This is a genomic window from Cupriavidus basilensis (genome assembly GCF_029335485.1).
GTDB classification, from domain to species: domain Bacteria; phylum Pseudomonadota; class Gammaproteobacteria; order Burkholderiales; family Burkholderiaceae; genus Cupriavidus; species Cupriavidus basilensis_E.
Window position 1 is genome coordinate 1 of the sequence record NZ_JARJLM010000712.1, and the last position, 5578, is coordinate 5578.

4 protein-coding genes, 2 tRNA genes and 1 pseudogene are annotated in these 5578 nt (G+C 64.6%); 2 read left to right on the forward strand and 5 right to left on the reverse strand.

Annotated features, from left to right (window positions below; translation table 11 throughout):
• The 3 genes from P3W85_RS43790 to P3W85_RS43800 all read right to left on the reverse strand — a co-directional run.
• Window positions 1-772 (reverse strand): TolC family protein (locus P3W85_RS43790; protein ID WP_276269413.1); only part of this gene is annotated, 772 nt, incomplete at its 3' end.
• A gap of 497 nt (window positions 773-1269) precedes the next feature.
• Window positions 1270-1959: a DUF746 domain-containing protein gene (locus P3W85_RS43795; protein ID WP_276269414.1), complete on the reverse strand. Its 690-nt coding sequence runs from the start codon at window positions 1957-1959 to the stop codon at window positions 1270-1272.
• Between the two features lie 374 nt (window positions 1960-2333).
• Window positions 2334-2939 (reverse strand): response regulator transcription factor, encoded by a 606-nt coding sequence (locus P3W85_RS43800; RefSeq protein WP_017226906.1) that lies wholly within the window; start codon window positions 2937-2939, stop codon window positions 2334-2336.
• 113 nt (window positions 2940-3052) lie between these two features.
• Between P3W85_RS43800 and P3W85_RS43805 the strand changes: the two genes are divergently transcribed.
• Window positions 3053-4687 carry an ATP-binding protein gene (locus tag P3W85_RS43805; protein WP_430869724.1) on the forward strand — a complete coding sequence of 545 codons (1635 nt, stop codon included), beginning with the start codon at window positions 3053-3055 and terminating at the stop codon, window positions 4685-4687.
• A gap of 197 nt (window positions 4688-4884) precedes the next feature.
• On the opposite strand, the gene P3W85_RS43810 is transcribed toward P3W85_RS43805, so the two are convergent.
• Window positions 4885-4961: transfer RNA gene (locus P3W85_RS43810), tRNA-Asp, on the reverse strand.
• Between the two features lie 76 nt (window positions 4962-5037).
• Window positions 5038-5113, reverse strand: a tRNA-Glu gene (locus P3W85_RS43815).
• A 191-nt stretch (window positions 5114-5304) separates the two neighbouring features.
• Here P3W85_RS43815 and P3W85_RS43820 point away from each other — a divergent pair.
• A pseudogene (locus tag P3W85_RS43820) lies at window positions 5305-5578 on the forward strand (hypothetical protein); the annotation flags it as partial.

Genomic DNA, 5578 nt, shown 5'->3' on the forward strand with positions numbered 1-5578 from the left:
TGTTGATGGACTTGAGCGCGTTGTCGTACTGGCGCTCCAGGCCGAACATATCGTTCTGTGCGCTGCTCTGGGCGACCTGGGCGTTGAGGTAGTCGACATAGCCGGCGGCATTGTTGGCGTAGCGGATGCGCGCGACCTGCTTGACCTGCTCGAGGCGCTTGAGGTTAAGGCGCAGCACGTCGAGCTGGGCCTTTTGCGCGAGGGCCTGGAAGTAGGTGGTGCTGAGCTGGGCGTAAAGCTGGAGGTACAGGGCGTCGCGCTGGGCGTCGATCGACTCGGCCTGGGTGTTGGCGATATCGGCGGCCAGGGCCTTCTTGCCGGGGAAGGGGAAGGACTGGGTGAGGGTATAGCTGAAGGACTCCGCGCGGGCCAGTGCCAGCGGGCTGTTCTTGGGCAGGTTGCCCCAGATGAAGCCGACCTGCGGATTGTTGGGCGCGGCGATCTGCGGGACGATGGCCTTGGCCGCCATATAGAGCGAGCGTGCCTGGATCAGCTGCGGATTGTTGGCGCGCAACTCCTCGGACAGCTCCCACAGGGAAAAGCCGGGCCCGACCAGGCCCTTGGTCTTCTCCTCGGGGCTCAAGGCCGCGGCCGGGGCGGTGGACGTGGCGGTGCCCTGCGCCGCCGCAGCCGGCTTGTTCCACCCGCTGGCGGGCGGCTTCTCGCCGGCCGGCGCGGGCTTCCTGGTAGCCGGTACGGCCGGTGCCAGAGGTACGGGATTGGTATCTCCGCTCAGGTCCACGCCCCAGGCGACCCGGGCCGCACAGATCAACAGTACGGCTGTTCCAACTTTGCTTTTAGTTGGATTTTTTCTCATAAAGGCTCCCATCGCTACTTCGCGTGTATTTATGACAGGACAAGCTTTCAATTAGCCTTCCATCCCATTTCGAAGAGCTTTCTGGATTTAGGTGCTTACCCTAGTGTTTTTTAATATCCTGCAAGGAAGCCCCCGGATTACGGGGGAGGCCTGAGCCGGTGCGTCATTGCGTCATATGGAAATAGGATTTTCTTCTCGTCCTGTCCGCGCGGAGCGTGACGTCGCGCCACATGACAGGAGAGTGCGGCATTGCACCAGGCGCGCCGGCATGCCGTGGGGCTGCAAGATACACGTACGCGGGATGCGCTTGGTCCGGCGCACGTTACGGGAAAAGGGCGCGTATTTTATGGAATGATGATTTAATAAAAATGCATCGTATCCATGAGAAATTACGGCCGCATGTCATCTGGAGAAGCAAGACTTTCAGCTTGCCAAAAGCCAGCACCATCAGGCTAATGCGCTGTCTGCTCGCATAAAGGGCAGACACGTACCAGCAATGGCGCGTCGCCCGAATCACCGAAGGCGTCGCTGTCTTCGGATGCCACGAAACACTTGCATCCAGGTACCGCTCGCATGGATTCGCTGCGCGCACTTGCCGGCAACACCGCATAGCGCACACCGAGCTGCACGCGGCGCTCCCAGTCGCCTTGAGGATCCAGCGCCAGCAGCCACAGGCGTGTCTGGATCGACCAGTGCCTGACGGTTTCGCTCTTGATCGCCAGGCGCCGCGCTGCTTCGGCAACCGGCACCTGCTGCGATGCCAGGTTGAAGAACGCTTCTGCCTTGTCCTCCAGCCTGAGCCGTGCCATGGGCGTGCCGGTCAGCCGGTTGAAGCGCTGGCGGCAACCCGCGCATTGAAAAAGCGGCAGTCCGCTGTTATCGGTGCCGTCGCAGGCGCAGGCGGCGCCGCGGGCGTGGCAACGCGGGCAGGCGGGGGGGCGCCGGCTGGCGGCATGGAGCTTGCGCCATGCCGACAACAGGAACGCCGTCAGGGCGTCGTCGGCCGAGCCGCTGGCGCGTACGTGGATCAGCGTGGTCGCCCGGCGAAACTCGTCCGCATAGAGAGACGCACCCATCGCGCTGGATGTATGCGGAAGATCCCTCTCGGCCGGCGTAGGCTGCTGCTGTTGCGATCTGCTCATATACGTAGGCGCGAGCGGAATCAGCCTGCACGCCAGGAACGACGGCTGGCTTTCCACCTGCTGTAGGGGTGTGGTGACGCGATCCGCGTGACCAGTGGTTCAATCGATACCTGTGCCGCGTGGCATTGACATGCGGCGCGGCGGTATGTCGGCAGGCGGCGTTTTATGCCGCCTGGAGCACTTCATTCCGCCAACCCGTACCCGGGAAGGATGGAACTGCACGGATTTTATGCGTAATGGATCTCGCCGCGTACTGTGATTGTTCACAGTAGACACGCCGCGCGCCAGTCCCTGCGCCCCGCGCAGGAGCGGCACCGGGGGGGCTGCGGCAGCGGTGCGGGAGCCCTGGCCGCCGTGCCGGGCGGGCTACCGCGCTATGGCTTGATGATGCCGGCCGAGGCGGCCTTGACCACGGCTTCGATACGCGTGGCAACCCCCAGCTTCAGGCGGGCGTTGTCGATATGGAAATCGACGGTACGCTTGGACAGGCCCAGGATGGTCGCGATTTCTCCGGAGGTCTTGCCGCGGGCAGACCACACCAGCGTCTCCACCTCCCGCTCGCTGAGATGGACGGCAGGCAAGGCGTGCCGCGTGCGGGCCACCCTGGCAAGGCGTGCCTCGACGATGCTGGTGAGGATGTCGAAGTCGACCGGCTTGGTCACGTAGTCATCGGCGCCGAGCCGGCGGCCCTTGAGTTCGGCTTCGCGCTGGGCCAGCGCCGTCAGGAAGACGAAGGGCATGTCGGCAAAGCGCGGTGCCAGGGAAACGAGCTTCTCCAGCAGTTCGAAGCCCGTCATCACTGGCATACTCACGTCGCAGAGGACGAGGTCGGGCGCGTCGCGCAGGATCGCGGCAAAGCCTTGCTCGCCGTCGTGCGCGACGCTGACGGCAAAGCCCCGCTCGATCAGCTCTTCGGCAATCAGGTCGGCCGTTTCGGGGTCGTCCTCGATGCAGAGGATCTTCCGGTTGGCATCGTTCATGGTGGTCTCGGTAGCGGCAGGCGTGGTCTTCCGGTGCCCGTCGGCGCGGGTCGGCGGGCGACGAAAAGCGTGGCGGCTGCCTCGAGGGTAGCGAAATTCAGGAAAAAAATCTTATGAATCACTCGACTCGTCCGGCACCCGCCAGCCGCCGGGTGCGCCGGAGCCTGGGGCGGCGCCTTGCCGGGCTGCCCGATTCCGTGCCCATGCTGCGGCCGATTCGCGTGCGGCTGTCACTGGTGTTCGTGCTGTTCTTGCTGCTGGTGGTGGGCGTGGGGCTGTTTGGCATCGACCGGCTCAGCAACTTTCATAGCGTGTCCGCGCAGATCAGTGGCCGCTGGCTGCAAAGCAACCGCATCCTGGGCGACCTCAACAATTATATTTCCGACTACCGCGCCTTTGAAGCCGATGCGCTGATCGCGACCTCGCGCTCCGACCTGCGCGCCGCCGAAGGGCAGATCGACAGGCTGGACGGCGTGATCAGGGAGGTCGAGGCCCGCTACGGAAAGATCGAGCACGATCCGGCCGAGCTGGCGCTCTACGAGCAGTTCATGACGCAATGGGCCGCTTACCGGCAACTGGTGGGGCGGGTGGTGGCACTGGCCCACCAGAAGGACACCACCGAAGCAGTGGCCCTGTACCGCGGCGATTCGCGCCGCGCCTTCGAGCAGGCCAACGGCACGCTCGGCGTCCTGACGCAGCGCAACGTGGCCGGCGCCGCGGAGGCGACCGAGCGCGAAGCGGATGCCTACCGCGAGGCCCGGCAGCTGATCGCAGGCGCGATCCTGGTGTCGGGTTTCCTGGTCATCGCCGCCGTGGCCTATCTCGTGCGGGCGGTGTCCAAGCCCATGGCGGTGCTGGTGGACCGCATGCACAGCATCACCGATAACGTGCCGCACGTGGATATTCCCGGCGCCGGGCGCAGGGACGAGATTGGCGAAATCGCCCGGGCCGTGGTGCGCTTCCGCGACAATACGATCGAACTGGAGCGCAGCAAGGCGGCGCTGGCCGCCCAGACCACGAAGCTGCAGGACACGCTGGAGAACGAGCGGCGCCTGGCGGTACTCCAGCGCAATTTCGTCTCGATGGCCTCGCATGAATTCCGCACGCCGTTGAATGTGATCGACGGCCATGCGCAGCGGCTGGCGCGCATGAAGGAACCGCCCTCCGCCGAAGCCATCGCCGAGCGCTGCGGGCGCATCCGTGTCGCCGTGCAACGCATGATCAGCCTGATCGACCATTTGCTCGACTCCTCGCAATGGCTGGACGGGGGCCGCCTTGCGACGCTGCAAGGCGTCGATTTCTCCCTCACGCTCCTGCTGCACGAGGTCTGCGAGATGCACCGCGAGAGTTCTCCCAATGCTGCGATCGAGGAAGTGATCGACCCCGGTGTCGAGGAGGTGTTCCACGGCGACGCCAAGCTCCTGTTCCAGGCGTTCAGCAACCTGATCGGCAACGCGATCAAATACTCGCCCGCGTACGCGCCGGTCACCGTGCGCGTGTCGGGCGACGCGCACGCGGTATCCGTGGCCGTGACCGACCGCGGCATGGGTATCCCGGACAAGGACCTCGGCCACATCTTCGAGCGCTTTGTCCGTGGCGGCAATGTCGCCGGCACGGCGGGGGCGGGCGTGGGCCTGTATCTTGTCAAGCTGGCGGTCGACCTGCATCGCGGCGAGGTTTCGGTCACCAGCAAGGACGGGCAGGGCTCGTGTTTCGTGGTCCGGATGCCGCGCTGCCCCGCGCCGTGATGGCGGATATCCGGTGACGGCCGTGCAGGAAAGCTTGGGAATGACGGAGGAAACGCCGGAAAACGGGCAAAAAAATAGCCCACCTGATGGTGGGCTACGTTCTCTCGGGGTTGCGGCTGCCAGGCTGATACGAAGCCCTGCTGCGCTACTGCCCCGATCCTGGAGATACGCTGGATTGGAGCGGATCCAGGCCGTGCTGGCGGAGTGGACGGGACTCGAACCCGCGACCCCCGGCGTGACAGGCCGGTATTCTAACCAACTGAACTACCACTCCGTGTTGGCTTTGCAAGCCGGTTTGCACCGGCTGCGACGCACTTGCCAAGTGCCGGCTTTGGCCGACTCTCGAAATCTGGCGTCCCCTAGGGGATTCGAACCCCTGTACTCACCGTGAAAGGGTGATGTCCTAGGCCTCTAGACGAAGGGGACATATACATTTGCTTCGCAATCATTGTGGTTCGTGATGCGAAGGGCGTGATTATAGCGCGCCTTTTTAAGGTTTGTGAAGTCCAAATTCGCACACACCGAAAAGAATCCGTTTTTGCCAAGACGGCGACCGGCGCCGTTGCCAGGATCCAGGCATGCGGGTGCTTCCCGCGCCCACTCCGGATACTGCCACCATGCCGACCCGTTCCCCGCCTGCCAGCCCGTCCAGGGGCGCGCGCATCAGCCCGACCGCCGTCGGTGCCTTCGCCCTGCTGCTGTGGGCCACGCTGCCGCTGCTGACCGCCCAGGCTCGCCGCCTGCCGCCCTTTGAACTGCTGGCGCTGAGTTTCGGCGTGGCCTTCCTGCTGGCCTATCTCCGGCCTTTGCCGATGGTGCTGTTCTCTGCGCTGGGGCCCGGCGGCAGCCTGGGCATGCGGCAGATTGCTGGCGCGATGCCGGGATTCCTGG

Coding starts and splice junctions, on each gene's coding strand:
- P3W85_RS43795 (WP_276269414.1), bottom strand. CDS start 1,959: ATGAGCAGATCGCAACAGCAGCAGCCTACGCCGGCCGAGAGGGATCTT.
- P3W85_RS43800 (WP_017226906.1), bottom strand. CDS start 2,939: ATGAACGATGCCAACCGGAAGATCCTCTGCATCGAGGACGACCCCGAA.
- P3W85_RS43805 (WP_430869724.1), top strand. CDS start 3,053: ATGAATCACTCGACTCGTCCGGCACCCGCCAGCCGCCGGGTGCGCCGG.